Origin of the sequence: Pumilibacter muris, from assembly GCF_943193045.1 — a bacterium.
Taxonomy (GTDB): domain Bacteria; phylum Bacillota; class Clostridia; order Christensenellales; family Pumilibacteraceae; genus Pumilibacter; species Pumilibacter muris.
Window position 1 is genome coordinate 312,266 of the sequence record NZ_CALPCN010000001.1, and the last position, 21,733, is coordinate 333,998.

Here is a 21,733-nt window from a genome sequence, read left to right on the forward strand (position 1 = left end):
AACGGAGGGCGGCATGTCGAATTATTTACAGCACAGTCAAAAAATTGTTACGGCGGTAGACGAATTTGACTTTCTCGAAAGAATAAAGCCGAGCGCTATTATGGAGTATTTTCAAGATTTGGCTACGGTGCACGCTTCGGAAATCGGAATAGGCTACGGGGAAATGAAAGAACAAAATTTGTGTTGGGTATTAAACCGACTCAGCGCCATAATAGATAAGTCGCCTAAGCTCGGTGAAGAAATAATTATAACTACATATCCTCATAAGCCCGGTTTGGTGGACGCAGTTAGGGATTATTATATAACAGACGTTTCGGGCGAAAGTTTAATTCGCGGAACCTCTCGGTGGTGCGTGCTTGATATTAAATCGAAAGCGGTTAGGCGTTGTTCGCCGTTGTTTAATTACGACGATTCGGCGTACAATCCTAAATATGCGGTTCCGGAAGGCAACCCTCAGCTTCCGGTTTTGGATACTCTTGTAGGAGATGTGAAAAGTAGCGCAGGGCAAGTTAAAATAACCGATTTGGACAGAAACGGGCATATGAACAATGCGCGTTATGCCGACATTATGGTTAATTGTTGCGATTTTGATTTTTACTCGTCACATGAAATTAAAGCGTTCGATTTTAATTTTTTGTGCGAAATGAAAATAGGGAATGAATACTGCGTAAAATCCAAAACCGACGGGAAAACTTCTTGGTTTGAGGCGAGCGGTAATACTCGCGTAAATCCTATATTTCGGGCAAGTATAGAGTGGCGATAATGGAATACTCGGTAAGTCGCTCTAAACGCAAAAGCATAACTATATATGTTAAAGACGGGAAAATAAGCGTAAGGGCGCCGTTAAAAACGGATTTTAAAGTTATAGACAATTTTGTGGCAAGTAAAGAAATATGGATATTGCGTAAGCTCGCCGAAAGCTCCGACCGCATGAAACGCTATTCCGACGTATTCGAAGGACGTGAATTTCCGTATTTCGGAAAACGCCTTGTTCCGCGCGTTACCGATAAAAAGCGAATTTGGTCTAACGACGAATATTTATTTGTACCTCAGGAATTCTATTCAAACGGAGTTTTTGTATGCTCCGATTTGTTTTTAGCAGCCGTAAAAAAATATTATATGCGTGAAGCAAAGTCTTATCTTGGCGAGCGATTAAAAGAAATCGGCGAACATTATGGCTTTAGTTACAGCAATTTTTCTTTGACTAATGCAAAATCGAAATGGGGGAGTTGCGATTCCGCGAATAGAATAAGGCTGAATTGGCGTTTGATAATGTTGCCGAAAAGCTTATGCGATTATGTTGCGGTTCACGAGTTGATGCACACGGTAGAGCATAATCATTCGCGCAATTTTTGGAAAGGGGTTGCTACGATTTATCCGCGTTATAAGGAGGCGATTTCGTGTTTGAAAGATGCGGGAATGCTTATAAATTTATGGCGTTAAAAAGATTATGTCTATTTATATTAGTTGCATTCAGCGCTTGCTTTTTGGAGTGCGGTTATACAGTTGTGGGAAACGTTCAAGGCTATGAAGCGTTTTTAAAGGACTATAAACGATATTCTTCCGCAGACTCTGGATTAAAAGTGGAAAAAATCGAAGGGTTCGAACCTGTTGTAGACGAATACTTTTCATTCGGAAAAGCTTTTTGCGACGGCATTGCGTTTGTTCGAAAAGAAAACGAAAATTACGTTTTGCGTCGCGATGGAACGTTGACGCAAATTGCCGAGAATTTGAGCGAAGTTGAAATTGAGGGAGGGAAATACGCTTTTGAATCAAACGGAAAATTCGGAGTAAAAAACGTTTTCGGCATTGAACTTTTAGCGCCGATTTATTCGGAAATCAATATTGCGGACGATACGATTTTAGCAATATCTGACGAATATGCCGAAACTTTTTATGCAAGATACGATTCGAAAGAAGCCGTTTTGATTAAAAAATGTAATTCGAAAGATGCTACTTTATTAAACGGAGAATATTTATTTTCAAACGGTTATATTTGCGATTTGAATTTTTTACCTCTTACCGCTTGCGGTTTATTTTATGCGAATTTGCCTTGCGAGGGAAAAGTTGTTGTAAAATTACAAGACGCAAAATTCGGTTATGTCGATTTGTCGGCGAATAAAATTTTGCAAGGTTGCTATGTTGTTGCGCATTCGTTCAGCGAAGGAACGGCAACGGCGGTAATGCCGAACGGCGAAAACGTGGTGATTGACGAAAGCGGAACTAAGTTGTTCGGTACGGATAATATGCGTATCGGGAATAAAAGTTACGGATTTTATTGTTACGAATCCGGTGGAAAATACGGGATATTAAACGATAAATTTGAACGGCTAACCGATGCTATATTTACCGATATAAAGTACGAAAAATCGGTTTCGGGCTACTTTATAATTTCTCAAAACGGAAAGGATAAGATTTATTCTCCGACAAAAGGGGACGTTTACGACTGCGAAGAAATAATTTACGAGGGTAGAATGTTTTTCTGTAATGAGAACGGACTTGTCACCGTTCTCGACAATAATTTAAAAAAGCTTTTTTCTTGCGACGGGGTAGAATACGGAAACGGCGTACTTATAGTTGAAAAAGGCGGAAAGTATGCCTATTATGAAAGAATTCAATAGGGTAGAAGTATAGGTTATAAAAAAGCGAAATAACAAACGCTTGACATTTTTTGTAAAAAGTTGTAAAACTATACAAGTCTTGCATTCATGGGAGATCGATTTTACGATGAGCGAAAAAGATACTGTGCTTGGCGGAATATCGCCTATATTCGACAAGTGGAATATTGTTCGTGAAGGTAAAAACGAACGCAATTATGTTGTTTCTCAAAATACCGAACTTCAAAGCAAAATCAAAAAATTTTTGATGCGGATAGGATTTGTTGAAGTTCCAATAGACGTAATGAATGCGTTGGCTAATTTAATCGCGGTAAGTTTACAGGGCGGGCGTTTGAAAATCGGAAAAGCTTATGCCGAGTTATCGCATTGCAATTTGAGTGAAGACGCTTTAAGAACTAAAATTTCGTATTACATTGAAAAAAACTATGTAAACATGCGCGATTCCGTTAGCGCTAAGTTTAATTGCAGTTTGGGGCAACATTTCTCGGGAAACAAAAATTTTATAGTAAAATTGTCTTCGGTTTTTGAAGTGTTTGGGCAGGACGAGTAGTTGAGAAAGGTAAGAGTGAGGGGGATTTTTATATTTTTAACCAACTAAACTATTCGCAAAAGTCTTCTTTTGCGAATAATATCGGTGAAAATAGTGGAAATAGAGTATAAAAAAGCAATTTTTCAACCCTTTGATTCTTAAATTATATAAATGTTATAAAAAGTTTTGGCTTTTGCTAATTTTATGTTATAATATTTGTGGCTATTTGTTACGTTTTTTTTGGAGATAAATTTTTTAACATGAGTATTAAAAACGGAGACAATTACTTTAAAGAACGAAATGAGCACGGCATGGAACGTCTGCGTGAAATTTTGGACACATTGCCCGATTTTGTTTACGAATTTTTTATAGGAATACAAATGCGCACAACCGTGCTCACAAGATTAAACTATGCGTATGATTTAAAGGTGTTTTTTCGTTATTTGAGTGAGAAAAAATATAATATTCCCGTACTTGAAATTTCGTTAGATAATATAGAAAAATTGAAAGCTTTCGATATAGAATTGTATTTAGACTATTTGTCGCACTATACGGTTGACGGAAAATCCTATTCTTGCGAAGAAAGAGCCAAAGAAAGAAAATTGTCGTCGTTACGTTCGTTTTTTAAATATTATTTTAAGAAAGACAAATTATCTTCAAACGTTTGTGCAAAAGTCGATTTGCCTAAACTGCATCAAAAACCTATTATACGGTTAAATCCGGACGAAGTTGACTTGTTGTTGTCGGAAGCTGAACACGGAAATAATTTGACTAAAAGGCAAAAAAGCTATCAAAAAAAATATGCTAAGCGTGACACGGCTGTTTTAACGTTGTTTTTAGGCACAGGTATTCGCGTAAGCGAGCTTGTTGGATTAAATAGAAAAGATTTTCATTTCGACGACAATAGTTTTACTGTTACGCGAAAAGGCGGCAATAAAAGCGTTTTGTATTTTTCCGAAGAAGTAAAATCGGCGTTAATTGAATATTTGGAATGGTTGCAAGAAAAAATGAACTCCCCTAACGATGCTTTCGGAAAAAAAGCGCGACTGACGGATGCTATGTTTCTATCAAATCAAGGAACTCGTTATTGCGTGCGTTCTGTTGAAAATCTTGTGAAAAAATACAGCAAAACTGTTACTTCGCAAAATATTACGCCTCATAAACTGCGTAGCACGTTCGGAACGTCGCTTTATAGAGCCACACAAGATATATATGTTGTTGCCGATGTACTCGGGCACAGCGACGTAAATACTACCAAAAAACATTATGCCGAGATGAGCGAAGATATTAGAAAAAAAGCCGCCGATGTCGTAAGTTTGCATAAACCTTCCGACGATAAATAATGTAAAATCGCAGTAGTATGCGTGTAATACAACTCCCTATTTTGTGTTTTTCGCAATAATTTGAGCGGCGCATTGAGTTACTGCAAATTTGATATGCTCATAAGTTAAACCGCCTTGCAAATATGCTATATACGGTTCTTTAATGGGCGAATCCGCGCTGAGTTCGATTGACGCTCCTTGAACGAACGTTCCCGCAGCCATTATAACTTGATTGCCGTAACCGGGCATGTCCCAAGGATATGGAACAACGTGGCTGTCTATCGGCGAAACCGATTGAACGGTTCTGCAAAACGTTATTAAATCTTCTTTGTTTCCAAATTTTATTGAGCAAATAATATCGTTGGGAATATCGTTTTCGGTCGGCGAAGTTTCGTATCCGAGCTTTGAAAATACCGCTCCGAATAATACCGCTCCTTTGAGAGCTTGCGCCGTAACGTGCGGCGCCATAAAAAGACCTTGATAAAACGGACGGTAATCTGCTGCGTATGAGCCTACCTCAGTTCCCACTCCTGGCGCGGTCAGCCTATACCCTACGGTTTCGATTAAATTTGATTTTCCGGCTATATATCCGCCTGTGGGGGCAAGTCCCCCGCCCGGATTTTTAATCATGGAGCCGGCACAAATATCGGCGCCTAACGCTGTCGGTTCATGTTCTGCCGTGAACTCTCCGTAGCAGTTGTCTACGGCTATAATTAGCGACGGAGCAAGCTCTTTAAGAAATTTGCAAACGTTTTTTATTTCGCTTACGGAAAGAGCGTTTCGCCAACTGTATCCGCGCGAACGTTGAATAAAAATCATTTTCGGTTGCAATTTTTTTATTGCGTCTTTAATGTCGGGTAAATTAAAATTGCCGTTTTCAAGTTCTATTTTTTCATATTTTATTCCGAAATCTTTTAACGAACCTGTACCCTTTCCCTCTATTACGCCTTGTAACGTGTCGTATACGTCGCCTGTAATCGACAGCATGACGTCGCCCGGCCGCAAAATTCCGAAAAGCATAAGCGTTAAAGCGTGTGTGCCCGACGTAATCATCGGAGAAACTATTGCTTTCTCGGCTTCGAAAATTTCCGCGAAAACTTCCGAAAGGGTGTCTCTTCCCGTGTCGTCGTAGCCGTAGCCTGTGGTAGGCGCAAAATGCCGCAGAGCTATTTTAAATTTTTTAAAAGCTTGCAAAACTCTTACTTGATTTTTGTATGCTATCCCGTCTATTGCGGCAAAAATTTGAGCGGAATTTTTTTCGCATTCTTCTATTAAACGTTCTGTGTTCATAACCATATCTCCTAATTTCCGTTCAGCCATTCGTCGGTAATTTTAATTGTGTTTTCAAAAAAATTTTCGCTAACATAAGTTTTTTCGGAACTAATCCATTTAAAAAAAGTAATTTGTCGTTTAGCGTATTTACGTGAATTTTGTTTAATTATCTCTGCGGTTTCGGCACAGCTTATATTTTGTTTTATCGACGCGATAACCTCTTTATAACCTATTGCTTGCATGCTACGGCATTCCCAAAACGGTTTAAGCGAAAGAACCTCGTCATACAGTCCGTTTTCAATCATTGCGTCTGTCCGTAGGTTTATTCGCTCGTACAGTTTTGTTCTATCCATTTCGGGAATAAAGAATTTAACGTCGTAAGGGCAAGTTTTTTGCGTGACGGATTGCGATTTGCTTTTTCCTGTTTGCGAGTGGATTTCAAGCGCCCTAATAGTTCGTTTAACGTCGTTTACAGGAATTTTTTCTGCAGATTGTTTATCTACCGCTTGCAACATAGCGTGTAGTTCCGCAGCGCCTTTTTCGTCGCATATGGCGCGAAGCCGTTCTCGAAGCTCATAATCGGGTTTTGCGTCGGCAAAATTTTGCTCGTTGATTAGCGCGTTGATATATAGCCCTGTGCCGCCCACCACAATGGGCAGGCGGTTTTTAATATGGAGTTGTGAAATAATTTTTTTTGCATCATTGCAGTAATTTTGTACCGAATAATCTTCGTTTGGATTTACTATGTCTATCATAGTATGTAAAATACCGCATTTTTCGCTTTCGGTTATTTTCCCGGTGCCGATATTCATGCCTTTATAAATCTGAGCGGAATCGGCGCTCAAAATTACCGCATTGTAACGTTTGGCTAATTTAACTGCGAGTTCCGATTTTCCTATTCCGGTAGGCCCGCCTATTATAAGCAACTTATTCATGCACGTTTAAAGAATTTTTCCAACTCGTATTTGGAAAATTTTATTACCGTCGGGCGTCCGTGCGGGCAAAATTTTGCACTCCCCGATTTTTGCATATCGGTTATAAGGCTGTCTATTTCGTTTTGCGTTAAATCCATTTCGCCTTTTACCGCGCTTTTGCATGCAGCTTGCATTAGACTTTCTTTTATAAAATCGGAACGGTTCTTTTTTGAAGTTATGTCGTTCATTAAATCGGAAATAAACTTTTTAAAATTCATTTCACAACAACATACGGGTAGCGCGTAAAGTGAAAACGAATTGCCGTGCAGTTTGTCAATTTTAAATCCGCACGAATTGATTTGTTCTAAATTTTCTGAAAGGATTATTGCTTCCGTCGGCGTTACGTCAAAAATATAAGGAAGCAATAAATCTTGAATTGCCATTTCGCTTTTGTCTGTTTGAGCAACTAATTTGTCGTACAAAAGCTTTTCGTGCGCGGCGTGTTGGTCGATAATGTAAAAGTTTTCCCCGCTTTCCACGAAAAGATAAGTATTAAATAGTTTGCCCGCATATCGGGATTCTGCGAGGTCGTTCGTTAAAAAGGTTTCGTTTGTATTTAAATTGCTGTTCGTGTTATCATTGTTTGCGTTTTGTGAAATGCCTTGATTATCGGATATGTGTGTTTTTTTGTTAAAAGTAGCCTTTTGTATAAAGTTGTTTATTTTTGTGCGAATTATGCTCGGTTCGGCTATTGAAGTAATTCCTTGTTCTATTGAAATTCGCGGTTCTTCCGAAATTTTTGTAATAGCGGTTTCCGCGCTTAGCTCCGATGCTGTTAAATTATTTTCAAAAGGAAATTCGGTAACCGTAGAAAACGAAGTCGGCGCGATTGCAAGTTCGTCTACTTTTGTTTTTACGGTGTTGTATATTATTCCTTTTAATCGCTTTTCGTTGGCAAAACGCACGTCGAGCTTATTGGGGTGAACGTTTACGTCCACCATGTCGGAGGGAATATTCAAATACAAGACGTAAGCGGGAAATTGCCGTTTCATTAAATAATTTTGATAACATTGTTGAATACAGTAAGATATTTCGGAATTTATGATATATCGACCGTTTACTATTAAAGTTTGATATGTGCGGTTGTGTTTTGTGAAATCGGGATTACATATATAACCAAATAGTGATATGTCTGGCATATTATATGATATTTGAGTTAAATTTTGCAAAAAATGTTCGCCGTATACAGTTAATATGGCGGATTCGATGCCGTTGCCGTCCGATTGCAATTCTGTGTTGCGGTTTACAATGTATTTAATTTTTAAAAACGGATTTGAAAGTATAATTTTTGAAATGAACTCGGTAACGGCGCTCTCTTCCATTTGAGGCTTTTTAAGAAATTTTGCTCGCGCGGGAACGTTTTTAAATAGATTTCTGACTGTTACTTTTGTTCCGTAGGGTATGCCGCACTCCCCTTCGCTTTCGATTTTTCCGTTTACAAGAGCTATTTTATACCCAAGCTCGGTATCTTGTGTTCTCGACGCCATTTCCACTTCGGCAACTGAGGCGATACTTGGCAAAGCCTCGCCGCGAAATCCCAAAGTGGAAATATTTTCAAGGTCTTTTATATTGCTTATTTTGCTTGTTGCATGCGGCATAAAAGCAACGGGCAAATCGTCTTTGGTTATGCCTTTTCCGTTATCGGTAACGCAAATATATTCTATTCCGCCTCCGCGAATTTCTACTGCTATAGACGTTGCTCCCGAGTCTATGCTGTTTTCTACAAGCTCTTTAATTACCGATTTCGGATTTTCAACTACTTCTCCCGCCGCAATACGGTTAAAAACCGAGCTGTCGAGAATGTTTATTTTACTCATTGATTGTCGCCTTTTCTTTCAAGTCGTTTAAAATATCCAACGCCGTGCGCGGCGTTATATTGTCGGTGTCGAGTTCGCGCAAAATCTTAACTATTTCATGAGTTTTTCCGTCGGGAACAAATAACGAAATTTGCTTTCCCGAAGAAGTCGATTCGTTTTGTAATTCCGAGTTTTCAAGCTGTTTTAAAACTTCTTTTGCTCGATTCACTATTTGGTTCGGCAGTCCCGATAGGCTCGCCACTTCTATTCCGAAGCTGCGGTTTGCGCTTCCGCGCATAACTTTTCTTAAAAAAACTATCGTATTGTTTGCTTCTTTTACGGTAAGTTTATAATTTTTTATCCCCGTCAACCGTTCTTCGAGGTCTGTTAATTCGTGGTAATGAGTGGAAAACAAAACTTTGGCATTTAAATTTTGCGAAAGATGTTCTATTATTGCTTTTGCAAGGCTTAATCCGTCGAATGTGGAAGTTCCCCTTCCGATTTCGTCCATAAGAATCAAAGAATTATCGGTCGCATTTTCGAGAATGTACGAAACTTCCGACATTTCCACCATAAAAGTGCTTCGTCCCGAAGCTAAATCGTCGCTTGCTCCCACTCTTGTAAAAATTTTGTCTACTATGCCGATTTCGGCGGAATTTGCCGGAACAAAGCTGCCTATCTGCGCCATTATGGAAATAAGCGCCACCTGTTTCATGTAAATACTTTTTCCCGCCATATTGGGACCTGTAATCAACATAATTTTGTTGTCGCCCGAATCGATAAATGTGTTGTTGGGAACAAAGTCCTCATCTTTAAGGAGTTTTTCAACTACGGGATGCCGACCTTCGTTAATCTTTATGATTTTGCCGTTGTTTACCTTAGGTTTAATATAGTTGTTTTCTTTTGCGACGGCTGCGAATGAAACAAGGCAATCGAGAATTGCAACGTACTTTGCGGCATTTTGGAATTTTTCGTGATGAGAAGCAATCTTTTCTTTTAAATCGACGTATAGAAATGCTTCTCTTTTTTCCAAAGAGTCGGCGGCGTTAAGAATTTCTTCCTCCATATTTTTGAGCTCTTCGGTTATGTATCTTTCGCCCGAAGTTACCGTTTGCTTTCTTGTATAGCGGTACGGCACCAAATTTATTTGAGAGTTTGGTACCTCCAAATAATAACCGAAAACATTGTTAAAACCTATTTTTAACCCTTTTATGCCTGTTTCTTCTTTCTCGGACGCAACGATTTCTTGTAAGATTTGATTACTGTTTATTATAAGATTTTCGAATTTGTCGGCGTCGGCATCGTATCCGTTTTTAAAAATGCGTTCTACTTTTGAATTTGTTTTAGCGTTTTTGTTCTTTCCGTTTAAAACTTCGTATTCTATGCTATTCTGTTTTTCCTGTAATGCCGATTGAATTAACTGACATTCTTCGGTGAATTCGGGCAAATTTGAGTATATGTTTTGCGCCAACTCGCAATTAAACGATTTGAGCTGTTTTTGCAACGGTTCCATATTGCTGAGCGAACGTTCGAGAGCCATAAATTCGTCGGGGGTTATCCTTCCGTGAGTTAAACGACTCGTAAGGCGTTCTATGTCATACATACAATCCAAAATAGTTTGTAATTTTTTGCGTTCAACGGTTTTTTTAGTAAGTTCTTCCACAAAATCAAGACGCATATTTATAGTTGTTACGTCTATTTCCGGCATCTCAATCCATTTTCGTAGCATGCGGGCACCCATACCCGTTTTGGTTCTGTTCAAACACCACATGAGAGAACCCGAAGAGGCGTTTTTTGTGTTTGAAAGCGTTTTTGTGAGTTCGAGGGTACAACGGGCATTTGCGTCTATGATTAAATATTTGTCGTTTTCGTCGTTTTTTATAGAGCTAATATTTGCTACCGCGCACTTTTGCATGTTTTGTATGTAAGTTAAAAGCGCTCCTGCCGCCCGTATGCTGTGTTCGCTTTTTATAGCCGAAATGTTTTCGGTCGGCAATATAGCTTTTAGTGCGGCAAAAGCGTTTTCGTATTCGAACGCCGATTCGTCGTACGTTGTGAAGGGGCATACTCCCCCGTATTTAACGATGGATAGGTTAATGCTTTCGGCGAACATTTCTTCGTTGCAAACTACTTCGACGGGTTCTATTCTTGCCAAAAGGTCGTTTAGTCCCGACGCTATTTGTCTATCGAAATAAGTATGGTTAAATTCTCCCGTCGATATATCCGCCCAAGATATGCCTACCGCGTTGTCGTGGTAATAAATTCCCGCAATATAATTGTTTTTATCTTCGGTGAGCATGTTGCTTTCGGTAACGGTGCCCGGCGTTATTATGCGAGTTACCTCACGAACAACCAAACCTTTTTCGTCGGTTTTGTCGCTTTGTTCGCAAATCATAACTTTATAACCTTTTTGAATAAGCTTTGCAATGTACGAATCTACGGCATGATACGGTACGCCGCACATAGGAGCGGGAAAGTTAAGTCCGCATTTGCGTCTTGTAAGAGTGAGCTCGAGTTCGCGGCTTATCAATACGGCGTCCTCAAAGAACATTTCGTAAAAATCGCCTAAACGATATAATATTATATACTCTTTGTTTTCTTTTTTTAGGTCTATGTATGCTTGCATCATAGACGAAAGTTGCGTTCTGTCAACGTTGTCGGTTGTCATAAGCAAAAAATTTTCATTGTCTCTTTTGTTACTCATTTTTTATAGCTCCGTACAGTTTCGAATTTTTGTTTTCCGTAATTCTAACGTTTACGAACTGCCCTATTAAATTTGCGTCGCCTGCGAATGTTACGGCTTTGCCGCAATTTGTTTCTCCGATTATTTTGCCGTTTTTATACTCGGCGCACAACGTTTCGTAGGTATTCCCTACGCACTTTTCGGCAAGGCGGTTTCCTATTGAAAATTGCGTTTCTATAAGCTCTCGAATACGTCGTTTTTTATCCGTTATGGGAACTTGTCCGTCCATTGACGCCGCAGGTGTTCCGCTGCGCCGCGAATATATAAACGTATACAAATTATTGTATTCCGTTGAGGATACGAGCTTTAAAGTGTCGGCAAAATCTTCTTCCGTTTCGGTGGGAAATCCTACCATGATATCGCCCGATAATCCCACGTCGGAGAGTTTGTTTTTCAACATATCGATTTTTGCCATGTATTCCGCCGCAGTATATTTGCGGTTCATCAAATGTAAAATTCGGTCGCTTCCCGATTGCGCGGGCATATGTACAAAGTGCGAAAGTTTATCGCTTTCCTTTATTGCATCTACCGTTTCGGTTTTAATGTCTTTCGGGTGCGAGGTCATAAATTTAATTCTGAATTTGCCTTCCAAACCGGATAAATCGCGCAAAAGAGATGGAAAATTTTCGTTTTTTTCTTGCAAGTCGTTGCCGTAAGAGTTTACGTTTTGTCCGAGAAGGGTTATTTGCTTGTAGCCGTCGGCTATAAGGCGCTTAACGTCGGATATAATATTGTTTTTTTCGCGGCTGCGTTCTCTTCCCCGAACATAGGGAACAATACAATACGAACAAAAATTATTGCACCCGTACATAATATTAACCCATGCGTTTATTCCTGAAGTTCGCACAATCGGTATATTTTCGTTAATACCATGTTCTTGCGTTATTTCAACGCGAGTTTTTTTGGCTTTGTCATGCAATAATTCGGGAAGTTTATAAAGATTATGGGTGCCTAAAATCGCGTTTATAAATGGGCAACGTTTTTTTAATTTTTCGGCTGCTCCGTCAGCCTGAGTCATACAACCGCATACTATTATTTTCATGTCGGGTTTGCGTTCTTTTGCTTTTTTTAAAATGCCGAGATTACCGAGAACGCGTGTTTCGGCGCTCTCGCGCACGCAACAGGTATTTAGCACAACAACGTCGGCGTTGTCGGTATCTTCTGTTGGTGTAAAACCCTCGTTTTCAAGCATGCCCGCTATTTTTTCGGACTCGTGAACGTTCATTTGGCAGCCGTATGTTATAATTTTATAGGAGTTGCTCATAAAACCTCCGTAACTATTATAATGGAAAATTAAAAAAATGTATAGTAAAAACGCTTGATTGTATGGAATTTTATAAATATAGCAATACTATTTGCATGAGAGTGAAACGTTGGCTTATAGGAATAAGTATTGCGATTGCGGTAATTTTGGCAGTTGCTTGCATAGCCTTTTTTACTCTTACAAGCCCCGCAGTTAAAATATTCGGCTGGCGTGAGCTTGACATAAATAAGCTTAACCGAATTCGTCAAACCGTAACGATTTACGATTCTGAGGGTGACGTGCTTGCCGACGGGATATACAGCAAGAACAGAATATACACCTCGCTCGAAGATGTTCCCGAGCAAACAAAAGCCGCGTTTGTGAGTATAGAAGATAAGCGTTTTTATTCTCATGGCGGAATAGATTATATTAGAATGCTGGGTGCCGCGAAAAACAATATATTGTCGTTCGAGTTTAAGGAAGGGGCTTCCACTATTACTCAACAACTTATAAAAAACACCCACCTATCGAACGAAAAAACTTTTACGAGAAAATTTCAAGAAATAAGACTATCCAAACAACTCGAAAAAGAGTATTCGAAAGAGGAAATTTTGGAAGCTTATTTAAACGTTTTATATTTCGGGAATAACGTTTACGGAATCGGGCAAGCGGCGCGCGCATATTTTAATAAAAACGTGGCTGAACTTGATATTTCGGAAAGTGCCGCGCTTGCGGGGATAATCAACAATCCGTCGCGCTTTAACCCCGTAACGAATCTTGCTCAAGCCGAAAAGCGCCGCAATACCGTTCTTTCAAGAATGGTTGATAACGGTAAAATAACCAAAGAACAGGCTGAAATCGAAAAGAAAAAAGAACTTAAAGTGAATAAACCTCGTGAAAATCCGTTGTCGGTGTATATAGAAAACGTAATTGCCGAAACGGCGGAAAAGCTCGACTGCCTGCCCGAAGAGGTCTTCGAAAAGAAGCCGCGTATAACTGCGAATATAAACAAACGGTTATTTGACGCGATTTTCAGTAGTATGTCTAACATACTACTGAATGGGGCGCATGATTTTAGAGCGATTATTGTGGATAATATGGCAAGCGAAATACTATGCGATTTGGGGAATGTTTACGGAACTCCCACCCTTTTGCGTCAGCCGGGCTCCGCTATAAAACCTTTTGTCAGTTATGCTTCCGCTCTTGAAAAAAAATCGGTGTATCCCGTTTCGATAATAAAAGACGAGAGAACCGATTTTAACGGATACGAGCCCAAGAATTTCGGAGACACATATTACGGAAATGTGACAGTGGCGGAGAGTTTGAAATATTCTTTGAATATTCCCGCAGTTAAGCTTACCGATATGTGCGGTTTGCCCTATTCTAAGTCGGTGGCGTCAAAATTCGGGTTAAGGTTTTCGGATAAAGACACGGGGCTTGCTGTGGCTCTCGGCGGCATGACCGAAGGCGTCACTCTTAAAAGTCTTGCCGACGCTTACGCTACTTTGGCAAGGGGCGGCGTTTATAAAAAAAGTGAATATGTGCGCTCGATTTCGATAGACGAAAAAAACGCATACAATAAAAAAAGCGCGGACGGTAGGCGCGCTGTGAGAACGGATACTGCGTTTTTGCTGACGGATATGCTTATGAAATGCGCCGAAAGCGGAACGGCTAAAAAATTGAGCGGTTTTAGTAATGTTGCCGCAAAAACGGGAACTGTTGAACGCGGCGATAAAAATTGCGACGCATATTGCGTTGCATATACTCCCCGCTATACCGTTGCGGTATGGTTCGGTAATGACGGCGAAGGCAAAAACATATACGGCGGAAGAGAGCCTGCTGCGGTTGCTAAAACCGTTCTTGAAATTTTAAACGATAAAAGTAAATTCGAGGTTCCGAATACCGTTGAAAGACTTGCGATTGATAATAAAAAATTGTTAGACGAAGGAATAGTTTACCTTGCGTCGCCAGAGTTGCCCAAACGCTACTGCAAGCAAGAATATTTTTCAAAAAGCAATCTTCCTTCAAAATATTCGTATCCCGAATCTTCAGAATTACCTTTCGAATTTAACGATTTTTCAGAAGACTTTGAGGAGTTCGAGATTGTCGAAAGCCTCGCTTAAAAGTTCGTCGTAATTTAAAATCTTTTTTTCTTCTTCTTCCGTTTTTGAAATTGTGGGTCTTGTTACCGGATTTTCGGGTAAAAACACTGTGCAACAGTCTTCGTAAGGCAGAATCGACGTTTCGTAGGTACCCATTTTTTCCGCGATATTTATTATTTCCTGTTTATCCATTCCTATAAGCGGTCTGAAAATCGGCATGGTTTTAACTGTGTCGTTTGTTACCGTTATACTTTCAAGCGTCTGGCTTGCCACTTGCCCTAAGCTTTCGCCGTTTATAATGCACCCGCATTCGAGTTTTTGCGCCGTTTTTTCGGCTATCCGCATCATGAAGCGGCGAAGTAATGTTATCATGTATGAGTCTGAGCAGTCTTTGTGAATCGCTTCCTGAATTTTTGTTGCCGATACGCAATACATTCTTATTTTGCCGCAGTATTTTTTTAAGACGGAAGCAAGTTTTATAACTTTATTTTTGGCTTGTTCGCTTGTGTAAGGATAGGAATGGAAATGCAGAACGTCGAAACTCATACCGCGTTTTGCCATCATATAGCCTGCCACAGGGCTGTCTATGCCGCCGGATAGCAAAAGCAGTCCTCTTCCCGCGCTTCCCACCGGCATTCCGCCTAAGCCTCCTATTATTTTACCGTAAATATATGCGGTTCCGTTTTCTCTTACGTCAACCCAAACGGTGTTTAACGGATTGTGCAAATCTACGCTTAAATTAGGGTTAGACCGCAAAATCGCATCGCCGATTTTGGCGGCGAGCGTTATGGAGGTTATGGGATAGCGTTTGTCGCCTCGATTTACGCTTACTCGAAAAGTTCCAGATAACGGTGCCGCCGCTACAGCGTGCTTTTCAAGCGATTCGTAGTTGTTGGGTACGCATACGGCTACGCTTATCGAATGTATGCCGAATACGGTGCCGAGTGCCGCGATAATTTCGTTTTCCGCTTCCGCCGCATAATTTTTAACAAGATAACGGCTGCGTCCTACTTCCAACTCGCAATTAAAATTTTTAAGTTTGTATTTGATATTTTTAATGAGCAGTCTTTCAAAAAAAGCTCTGTTTTTACCTTTGAGATAAAGTTCGCCGTAGCGAATAACAATAACGTTTTCCAAATCGGTTCCTCTTAATATATATTTGCGAGTGTTAAAATCCGCGAAAATTACGAACGCATTCGCATATTGCGCTTGCGGCAGTTTTAATGTCGGTATCGGTAGTCTCTTGCGAAAAACTAATGCGCATACTGCCCTCTATGTGTGTCATACTTCTGCCCATAGCTTCTAATATGCGATTATTACGATGCTTTGAAGCGCATGCGGAGCCTAAACCTATGAGTATTCCCCTGTCGCTTAACAGCCGTTGAATTATTTCGGATTTTATTCCCGCAACCGAAAAAGACAATATATACGGCGAAACTTGTTCGCAGTCGTTAAACTCTACGCCTTTTATAGCCGACAATGCGGATTTCATGTTTTCGCGTAGCGCTCGGATTTTTTTATTGTCGTTGTTTTTGAAAACCGAAAGCGCTTCGGCAAAGCTTGCTATTCCCGCTGTGTTTTCGGTTCCCGAACGCGCTCCAAACTCTTGCCCGCCGCCGCACAATAGCGGATTCAAACGCAAGCCGTTTCTAACCCACAAGCCGCCTATCCCTTTTACTCCGCCTATTTTGTGCGCGCTGACGCTGTATAAGTCTATGCCGAGTTCGTTGCAGTTCACGGGAATTTTCCCTAACGCTTGAACCCCATCGCTGTGAAAAATTGCTTTCGGCGCAACCGATTTTGCGGAGACTGAAAGTTTTTTTAAATCGTTTATTGCTCCGGTTTCGTTGCTGCAATGTATAACCGAAATAAAAGTCGTGTTTTCGTCTATTTTTTTCAAAAAGTCGGCGTTGTCGATTCTGCCGTCGCTTTGCAGTTTAATGAATCGAACGTCGTATCCTTTGCTTATCAGCGCTTTTGCGTTTTCATAACCGGAAGCGTGTTCGCCCATAGATACCACAACATTGCCTTTTTTGTTTTTGACGCCGCTACCGTAAGCCCATGCGTTTGATTCGGTTGCGCACGAGGTAAAAAAAACTTTTCCGTTTCCGCCGAGTTGTTCGCTTATGTAGGTTCGGGCGCGTTCCACTTCGAAAGCTACGTTTGTTGCCGAAGTGTAAAGCGCGGAAGGGTTATAATACAGTTCTCTATAAAATTTTTCAATTACCGCTATTACGCTTTCGAGCGGTTTTGTTGTTGCCGCGTTATCTAAATAAATCATTGTTTTTTCACGGGGTTAAGATTGTTCATGCTTTTGTCCATTATGCTTATTCGCGGCAAGCTTCGCCTAATAGACGACACAAGTTCTTCGTTGGGTTCTATATGCAGCAAGTAGTCCTCTCCTTCGTTTCTGTATCGTACATACACTATTGCTTCTTCATCGTCGTAGTTGCAAACGGCGTATTGTTTTTTAAGGTTTTTTGACGCGGCGAACCGTTCGTAAGTTTCGCTTGAAATTTTGCCTATGGACTCTATGGAATCAAGTCGGATTGTGGCCATCAATTTTCTTTTGCTTCGTTGAATTACTCTTACAATGCGTAGTATGCCGCCGTTCAGAATATAATCGTATTCCGAGCTTACGTTTTTGAGATATCTGCCTAAAAACACAAAGGCGAGTACGAAAGGAGCGGCTGCAAATAAACTGATTGCCACGCCTAAAATGATGGTAACAATTCCGTTGCCTATGTTCACTCCGAAGCCGAGCAGAAAAAACAACAAAACAATTCCTATGCCCAACAAAACTTTTCTAAGCACGGATAAAATCGAGTTGCGTTTTCTGTGCTTGTCTATACTTGTGTTGTTTACGTTCTGTTCGCAGTAAAGTTCCAAAATGCGTTCCTCGCAAAATTATATTTTATTAAGCCTTTTGCAACGTTCCGTTGTCTATTTTGTGTTTAGACGAGTCGAAAAGCGTGAGAGTGAATATAAATGCGGAACCCGCGCCTTTGTTGCTTTCCACTCTGATAGCTTCTTTGTGGTCGTCGATTATTTTTTTTACTATGCTGAGCCCTAAGCCTGTGCCTTTGCTCTTGTTGGGAGTTCGAGCTTTATCCGCCATGTAAAATCTGTCCCATATAAGCATTTGGTCTTTTTTGCTTATTCCGAAGCCTTTGTCTTTAACGGCAATGTAAATTTTGTCGCCGTGCACATGGGTGGTAACGAGTATACGAGAATATGCGGGCGAATATTTAATTGCGTTGTCTATAAGATTAACGAGCACTTGAATTATTTTGTCTTTATCGGCGAACACATAGTTTGCCGATTGCGCGAAGTCTATATCGCATTGAAGTTCCTTTTTTACAAGGTTGGGTTCGAAACGTTCAACGATTTGTCGGATTACCGCGTTTATTTCAAACCGAGACATTACGAGCGGATATTTTCCGGAATCCATACGCGACAGGTCGAGCATAGAAGTTATTAACGAATTTAGTCGTTTTGTTTCGTTGAGAACAATTTTAAGATATTTTTCGCTGTCTTCTACGGCGATTGTTCCGTCTAAAATTGCCTGTAAAAAGCCTTGCATAGAGGTTAGCGGAGAGCGCAGTTCGTGCGAAGCGTTCGCAACAAACGATTTTCGCATTTGCTCGAGGTTTTCGAATTCGTCGGCTATGTTGTTTATGCTCTTTGCAAGTTTTTTAAGCTCCTCGTCGGCAAATTTAATTTTTGTGTGTTCGTTGTATTCCCCGTTGCCTAATTTTTTTGCCGTTTCGTTTATGAGTTTTACCGGTTCGACAGTCAGTTTATAGCTAACGCTTATATGCACGGCGGCTTCGATTGCCGCTGCAACACATACAATCGCCGCAAGAAGCGCTTTTTGCAACGGCGAGGACATTTTCGGAAGCAAAAAAAACAACGGGCAAAATATTGTTGCCGCAAGCACAACCGCAAAAATAATGCTTCTGAAAACGTATTTATTGAACACTTTCATAAATTATAACACTTCGAATTTATACCCCACGCCCCAGACCGTATTGAGTCGCCAACTTTTGCCCATACCCAACTTTTCGCGAATCCGTTTTATATGAACGTCAACTGTTCTGGCGTCGCCTTGATAGTCGGAACTCCAAACTTTTTGAAGCAGTTGCTCGCGCGTGAAAACCTGCATAGGCTGCGAGGCGAGGCAATGAAGCAACTCGATTTCTTTTGGCGGCATGTCAATAGGTTTTCCGCCGACTTTCACAATATAGTTTTTTATGCTGATATAGAGGTCGTCTAACTGAATGTCCGAATTTTCGGGCTCTTTCTCGGTTGCCGTGTGCGCCTGAGTGCGCCTTAATAATGCTTTTATGCGCGAAAGAAGCTCTTGCGGCTCGAAAGGTTTGGTAACGTAATCGTCGGCGCCGTAGTCGAGCCCGCTGATTTTATCCATAGGTTCGCCTTTTGCCGACACCATTATAATGGGAACATCGGAAAATTTTCGTACTTCCGTAAGCGTCATATAGCCGTCCATTTGAGGCATCATCACGTCTAAAAGCACGAGGTCGAATTTAGTTTCTTTTAAAAGTTTAATCGCGTCTTTGCCGTTGTGGCAAACGGAAGTGCCGTAGCCTTCTTTCACCAAATACAAAGTTAGCAGTTGACATATATTGTCGTCGTCGTCAACTATTAAAATTTTGCCGTTTGACATATAAATAAAACCTTTTAACCGACTTAATATATAAATTATACTAAATTTGTCGGCAAAATTCAAGTGTTTAGCCGAACTATTTTATTTCGGCTATTGTAACGCCTGTGTCGCCCTCTCCGTAGCGGCCGTAACGATACGACGCGATTTCGCTTCGCGTTTTTAAATATGCTTGAATACCTTTTCCGAGCGCTCCCGTTCCTTTGCCGTGAACTATGCGCATAATACTGCCCGATTGCGCCGAAATAATAACGGGTTCGAGTTGTTCGATAGCTTCCGAAACCGTTAATCCCAAAAGCTTTAGCTCGATTGAAGAAGGTTCTGCGGGCGATTGAATAACTTCGCGTTTAACTAACCGTTGTTTTTTCGCTTTTTCCGTTTGTTTTGTGTCGGAAGCAATGGGCTGCGCTAAATCGTCGGCTTTAACCGCAACTTGCAGATTGCCTACGCGCACCTTGTACAGTCCTTTTTTATCCGCGAGCGCCAACAAAACGCCGTCGGAATCAAGCGATTTAACGACTACCGTTTGCCCTACTTTAGCTTTAGCGTCTGAAAAAGCTTGGTATGCGGGGCGTATTTTTTCGTCGCTTTCCCTTTTCACGTTTTCGAGCGCAGAACGTATTGAGCGCGCTTTCCGCAAGGCTTCTTCGTCGGCTGTTTTAATTGTCTCTTTGAGCTCTTCTATCAGTTCCGAAGCTTTCGCAACCATATTTCCTATTATGCGGTTTGTTTCGGCTTTAGCGTTGTTTTGTATTCTTTCCTGTTTTTCCTCGATTTTTTTTCGTGCGGTTTCCAACTGTGCGCGTTCTGCGTTTAAGTTCTCGCGTTCCGTTTTTAACGCTTCTTTTTCGTTTTCAACCTGCATTTTGGTATACTGTGCCTGACGCAGTACGGTTTCGAATCTTGCCTGCTCTTCGGTTATGCTGTCTTTTGCTTGATTTAATATATAGTCGTTTAGTCCGAGAGTGCCCGCTATTTTTAAAGCGTTGCTTACTCCCGGTATTCCCACCATAAGTTTATATGTCGGTTTCAGAGTTTTTTCGTTGAATTGCATGCAGGCGTTCATAAGCTTTTTCGATAGTAAAGCATATTCTTTCAGCTCGTTGAAATGAGTGGTTACTATGCCTTTGCAACCTATTAGTTCGAGATATTTAATTATTCCTACGCTGAGCGCCGCTCCCTCCGCAGGGTCGGTTCCGGAGCCGAGCTCGTCGAGAAGCACTAAGCTTTCGGGAGTGACCGAATTTGTTATTTCCACTATGTTCACTATGTGAGCGGAAAAAGTGCTTAACGACTGTTCTATGCTTTGTTCGTCGCCTAAGTCGCAGAATATATCGTCGAAAACGGCTATTTCGCTTTCTTTTTCGCACGGTAGCATAATTCCGCTGTATGCCATTAGGCAACATAGCCCCACTGTTTTCAAGCATACCGTTTTGCCGCCCGTGTTAGGACCGGTAATCACCAGCATGTCGTAATCTTTTCCCGCTTCAACGCTTACGGGAACCACTTTTTCGGGCGCTATAAGCGGGTGTCGCGCGTTTTTCAACGATATTATGCCGTTTTTATTTAGCGACGGCATTGTGCCGTTAAAACTTACCGAATATGCGCATTTTGCAAAGATTATGTCGAGTTCGGTGCATCTGTTTAATGCGAAAAACAACAATTCGTAGCTTTGAGCAACATATTCGCTGAGTTGCGCCAAAATGCGCTCTATTTCGCGTTGTTCTTCCATTTGCAAGTAACGCAATTCGTTGTTAAGTTCCACAACGGGAAAAGGTTCTATAAAAACGGTGGAACCGCTGCTCGACTGGTCGTGTATTAAGCCCGGCACCATAGAGCGGCATTCGGATTTTACGGGAAGTACGAAACGCCCTGTGCGAACGGTTACCAGATTGTCTTGCAAGTATTTGCTAACGTTATTGTTGCGAGTGTAGCTCGACAGTTTTTCTTTTAATTTGGCATTTGCTCCGTGAATTTTGCGGCGAAGTTCGCGCAGTTTTTCGCTTGCGTCGTCTTTGAGTTCGTTTTCGCTTGCAACGGCGTCACCTATTTGCGTTTCGAGGTTTCTGTCGAGCAAAATGGGGCCGACAAGCTCTTTCAGCCCCGCAACGTCGTCTCCGAGCGCCGAAATATCGTTTTTCAGAATACGAGCGCAACGTAACACAGTTGCGGTTTTCAGCAGCTCTCCCGGTCTTAAAACCGCCCCCGCTTTCGCCTTGTCGAGAATTTCGGAAATATCGTCGAATTCCGAAACCGGGCTTGCAAGATATTTATATTTAACAATGTACGCTTCGTTGGTTAGCGCAAGATTGCGATTTGCTTCGGCATAGTCGTGCGACGGCGTCAGCGCAAGAATTTCTTTTTTTGCGCGCGCAGAAACCGCGTGCCTACTCAGCCGTTCGCGTATTTCGTTAAATTCCAATACTTTTATTAGTTTTTCGTTCATATCT

17 protein-coding genes are annotated in these 21,733 nt (G+C 41.1%); 6 read left to right on the forward strand and 11 right to left on the reverse strand.

What is annotated here, in order from left to right:
* Positions 1–13: 13 nt before the first annotated feature.
* The 5 genes from NFR62_RS01535 (at position 14) to NFR62_RS01555 (ending at position 4,490) form a co-directional block, all read left to right on the forward strand.
* Positions 14–763 carry an acyl-[acyl-carrier-protein] thioesterase gene (locus tag NFR62_RS01535; protein WP_251612624.1) on the forward strand — a complete coding sequence of 250 codons (750 nt, stop codon included), beginning with the start codon at positions 14–16 and terminating at the stop codon, positions 761–763.
* Positions 763–1,443 (forward strand): M48 family metallopeptidase, encoded by a 681-nt coding sequence (locus NFR62_RS01540; RefSeq protein WP_251612627.1) that lies wholly within the window; start codon positions 763–765, stop codon positions 1,441–1,443. Before NFR62_RS01535 ends, NFR62_RS01540 begins: the two co-directional genes overlap by 1 nt.
* Positions 1,444–1,508: 65 nt before the next feature.
* Positions 1,509–2,621: a hypothetical protein gene (locus tag NFR62_RS01545; protein WP_251612630.1), complete on the forward strand. Its 1,113-nt coding sequence runs from the start codon at positions 1,509–1,511 to the stop codon at positions 2,619–2,621.
* Between the two features lie 106 nt (positions 2,622–2,727).
* On the forward strand, positions 2,728–3,168 hold the full coding sequence (locus NFR62_RS01550; RefSeq protein WP_251612633.1) for a hypothetical protein: 441 nt from the start codon (positions 2,728–2,730) through the stop codon (positions 3,166–3,168).
* Between the two features lie 239 nt (positions 3,169–3,407).
* On the forward strand, positions 3,408–4,490 hold the full coding sequence (locus tag NFR62_RS01555; protein WP_251612637.1) for a tyrosine-type recombinase/integrase: 1,083 nt from the start codon (positions 3,408–3,410) through the stop codon (positions 4,488–4,490).
* 36 nt (positions 4,491–4,526) lie between these two features.
* On the opposite strand, the gene NFR62_RS01560 is transcribed toward NFR62_RS01555, so the two are convergent.
* From NFR62_RS01560 to miaB, 5 genes are read right to left on the reverse strand one after another with little or no spacing between them, the layout of a single operon-like run.
* Positions 4,527–5,759: a methionine gamma-lyase family protein gene (locus NFR62_RS01560; RefSeq protein ID WP_251612640.1), complete on the reverse strand. Its 1,233-nt coding sequence runs from the start codon at positions 5,757–5,759 to the stop codon at positions 4,527–4,529.
* 11 nt (positions 5,760–5,770) lie between these two features.
* Positions 5,771–6,676 carry a tRNA (adenosine(37)-N6)-dimethylallyltransferase MiaA gene (gene miaA, locus NFR62_RS01565; RefSeq protein WP_251612643.1) on the reverse strand — a complete coding sequence of 302 codons (906 nt, stop codon included), beginning with the start codon at positions 6,674–6,676 and terminating at the stop codon, positions 5,771–5,773.
* Positions 6,673–8,532 carry a DNA mismatch repair endonuclease MutL gene (mutL, locus tag NFR62_RS01570; protein WP_251612646.1) on the reverse strand — a complete coding sequence of 620 codons (1,860 nt, stop codon included), beginning with the start codon at positions 8,530–8,532 and terminating at the stop codon, positions 6,673–6,675. The genes miaA and mutL overlap by 4 nt, the downstream gene beginning before the upstream one ends.
* The gene (mutS, locus tag NFR62_RS01575; protein ID WP_251612650.1) at positions 8,525–11,215 is read right to left on the reverse strand and encodes a DNA mismatch repair protein MutS; all 2,691 of its coding nucleotides are present in this window, start codon (positions 11,213–11,215) and stop codon (positions 8,525–8,527) included. Before mutS ends, mutL begins: the two co-directional genes overlap by 8 nt.
* Positions 11,208–12,518 carry a tRNA (N6-isopentenyl adenosine(37)-C2)-methylthiotransferase MiaB gene (gene miaB, locus NFR62_RS01580; RefSeq protein ID WP_251612662.1) on the reverse strand — a complete coding sequence of 437 codons (1,311 nt, stop codon included), beginning with the start codon at positions 12,516–12,518 and terminating at the stop codon, positions 11,208–11,210. Before miaB ends, mutS begins: the two co-directional genes overlap by 8 nt.
* 62 nt (positions 12,519–12,580) lie before the next feature.
* On the opposite strand from miaB, the gene NFR62_RS01585 reads away from it, so the two are divergent.
* Entirely contained in the window at positions 12,581–14,620 is a 2,040-nt protein-coding gene (locus NFR62_RS01585) for a transglycosylase domain-containing protein (RefSeq protein WP_251612665.1), read from the forward strand.
* Here NFR62_RS01585 and thiI read toward each other — a convergent pair.
* The 6 genes from thiI to NFR62_RS01615 form a co-directional block, all read right to left on the reverse strand.
* Positions 14,576–15,736 (reverse strand): tRNA uracil 4-sulfurtransferase ThiI, encoded by a 1,161-nt coding sequence (gene thiI, locus NFR62_RS01590; RefSeq protein WP_251612670.1) that lies wholly within the window; start codon positions 15,734–15,736, stop codon positions 14,576–14,578. The two genes, NFR62_RS01585 and thiI, sit on opposite strands and share 45 nt — an antisense overlap.
* Before the next feature lie 31 nt (positions 15,737–15,767).
* Entirely contained in the window at positions 15,768–16,880 is a 1,113-nt protein-coding gene (locus NFR62_RS01595) for a cysteine desulfurase family protein (RefSeq protein WP_251612672.1), read from the reverse strand.
* Complete coding sequence (locus NFR62_RS01600) at positions 16,877–17,488, reverse strand: hypothetical protein (protein ID WP_251612675.1); 612 nt, start codon at positions 17,486–17,488, stop codon at positions 16,877–16,879. Before NFR62_RS01600 ends, NFR62_RS01595 begins: the two co-directional genes overlap by 4 nt.
* A gap of 28 nt (positions 17,489–17,516) precedes the next feature.
* Positions 17,517–18,587 (reverse strand): HAMP domain-containing sensor histidine kinase, encoded by a 1,071-nt coding sequence (locus NFR62_RS01605; protein ID WP_251612678.1) that lies wholly within the window; start codon positions 18,585–18,587, stop codon positions 17,517–17,519.
* 3 nt (positions 18,588–18,590) lie between these two features.
* Positions 18,591–19,286 carry a response regulator transcription factor gene (locus NFR62_RS01610; protein WP_251612681.1) on the reverse strand — a complete coding sequence of 232 codons (696 nt, stop codon included), beginning with the start codon at positions 19,284–19,286 and terminating at the stop codon, positions 18,591–18,593.
* Between the two features lie 76 nt (positions 19,287–19,362).
* Positions 19,363–21,729, reverse strand: coding sequence for an endonuclease MutS2 (locus NFR62_RS01615; protein ID WP_251612685.1), 2,367 nt, complete (start codon positions 21,727–21,729; stop codon positions 19,363–19,365).
* Between the last annotated feature and the right edge of the window lie 4 nt (positions 21,730–21,733).